Below are 2384 nucleotides of genomic sequence, written 5' to 3'. Positions count from 1 at the left end.
GCGGCGGGAGCGGCGGGAGCGGCGGGAGCGGCAAGCACCTCAGGCGGTGTAGTTCGCCTGCGCGATGGTGGTACGCCTGCGCGATCGCAGTTCGCCCGCACGATGGCGGTTCGCCTGCGCGTTTGCAGCTCGCCCGCTCGATGGCGGTTCGCCTGCGCGATTGCGCGGGTCAAGTGACTTCCGACGGGTCTTTTGACGGGCGGCAGATACGACAGCGCCCCGCACACCGCCCTCTCGGGCTTTGTGTACGGGGCGCCTCGTCTGATTCGCGTGGCCGGACGGTTGCCGGTGAGCATTGGGTCCGGCCAGCTGAGGTCGGACCGGGTCAGCTCAGGTCCGGCCAGGCCAGCTCAGCACAGGCCAGTCGGGTCAGGCCCGGGCAGCGCTGCGGCCTCCGCGGCCACCGCGGGCTCCGAGGATGACGCCGCCGATCAGCGACAGCACACCCAGGACACCCAGGATGATCGGCACGATCCGGCCGAAGGTGTTGAGCGAGTCAGCGCTGTCCTGCGCATCCGACAGCGTCTTCTCCTGCGTCTCCTCGTTCCAGCCGGAGTTGAAGCGGACGGCCGTGCGAGTCGGGTCGGCGCTCTCCTCTTCCACGGCGGTCTTATCGTTGAAGAAGGCGTCGGCCTCGGCTTGGTCCTCGGCGAAGAACTGGAACTGCTGCTCGGTGCCGTTGACGATTTGGCCGGTGTCCGGGTTCACCCAGACGGTGCGGGTGTTGGTGTAGAAGCGGCGCATGTCGACGACGCGCTCCGGGTCACCCTCGAGGCCCCACTGGCCGGCGGTCATGCCCTCACGGCGGTAGCTGGCCAGGACGGACTCGACGGCCGGGTCGTAGCCCTCGGTGATCGAGGCGAAGTGATCGCGGATCGAGGACCACATGTCGATGGGGCCCAGCTCCTGCTTGAACTCATATGCCTCGACGCCGCCGACGGTGGTCTCGCCGACGAACTCGATCGGGTTGGTGGTGAAAGTGCCGGCGTCGAAGTAGTCGTATGCGCGCTGCTCGGTGTCGAACGGGAACTTGTACTGGATGCCGTTGCGGACGAAGCCGGTCGGCGCGCTCTCCTCGCCACCGGCGCTGACGAGCTGGACGGTGGAGGTGGGCTCGTCGATCGGCTCGGCGGTCACGCGGTCCAAGGTGATGCGGTCGACGGTCGCGTTGATGAGCGACTCCTCGTCGCCGCCGTCGGCCAGGTCCTCACGCATCAGGGTCTGCGCGGCCTGCATGGTGATGACCTCGGCGTCGGACGGCTCAACCGCCGTGACGCGACGCTGCGAGAACATCGGGATGTCGTTGTCGATGAAGCAGGTGACGGGGAACTGCACCTCGGCGTCGTCGGCCTCGCCGTCCTCGGTGACGGTCTCGACGTCCTCGCTCTCGGGGGCGTCCTCGCCCTCGGCGGCGTCGTCAGCCGCTTCGTCATCTCCGCCGGCGTCCTCCGCGCGGCACTCCTCGCGGTCGGCGTTGAGCTCGGTGGGGGTGTTGGAGGCCAGTGCCCCACCCACGAGCACGGCGCCCGGCACGACCTCGGTCACCGTGGTGGAGTTGATGTCCAGCGGGGTCTTCTTCTGCGCCGGTACCACGAAGAACACCAACGCGAGTGCGATAGTGATGAGGAAGGTCCCGAGCCCCACAAGGATCAGTCCGGGAACAGATGCCTTCCTTCCTGCGGAACTGCTCTGTCGTGCCATCGGTAGTCCTCCTGGAGTATCGCCGTCAGTCCGCCAGCCACCCCCTATCCCGCGGGGGTGATCGCCCGGGCCGGACCATCATCAGGAGAAGATTAACAGTGATGAAGAACGCATCTGGCACCCCCGACCGACAATTCGGAACTCTTCCGTCCGCGCGGGGCTTCGTTCCGGCCCTCGAGGGCCTCCGGGCGGTGGCCGCATTTGCCGTTCTCACCACCCATGTGGCGTTCCAGACGGCGTCGTCGACGGGCTCGACGATCCACCGGATCTGGGGCCGTATGGACCTGTCGGTGGCTGTGTTCTTCGCGCTCTCCGGCTTTTTACTCTGGCGGGTGCACGCCCTGCACGCCCGTAGCGGCGAGCCCGGCACCGCGCGCCCGGCCCGCACCTACCTCCGCTCCCGTCTGGTCCGGATCATGCCCGCCTACCTCGTGTTGGTCGCGGCCGTGTTCCTGCTGGTCCCCCAGAACGCCTCGAGCTCGCCGGCCACCTGGACGGCCAACCTGACCCTGTCGCAGGTCTTCGTCCCCGATTCCCTCGTCGAGGGCCTGACGCACGCCTGGTCACTGTCGGTGGAGATGAGTTTCTACCTCGTACTGCCGCTGCTGTGGTGGGCGCTCGTCCGGCTCCGGGGGCCGGCCGCGCGCTGGCGCATCCCCGCGATCGCGGCGACGGCCGTCGTC

At 68.2% G+C, this 2384-nt stretch carries 2 protein-coding genes; one reads left to right on the top strand and one right to left on the bottom strand.

All coding sequences use genetic code 11. The annotated features are described in order from the left end of the window. Positions 1 to 369: 369 nt before the first annotated feature. Positions 370 to 1701 (bottom strand): cell envelope lipid trafficking protein PgfA, encoded by a 1332-nt coding sequence (gene pgfA, locus G6016_RS09590; protein ID WP_182632446.1) that lies wholly within the window; start codon positions 1699 to 1701, stop codon positions 370 to 372. A gap of 101 nt (positions 1702 to 1802) precedes the next feature. Between pgfA and G6016_RS09585 the strand changes: the two genes are divergently transcribed. Further along, on the top strand, positions 1803 to 2384 hold a 582-nt coding region (locus G6016_RS09585; RefSeq protein ID WP_182632445.1), incomplete at its 3' end, for an acyltransferase family protein.

The organism is Dietzia aerolata (assembly GCF_014144865.1).
Taxonomy (GTDB): Bacteria; Actinomycetota; Actinomycetes; order Mycobacteriales; family Mycobacteriaceae; genus Dietzia; species Dietzia aerolata.
The sequence above is the reverse complement of the archived record's forward strand: the minus strand, read 5'-3'. Positions and strand labels throughout refer to the sequence as shown.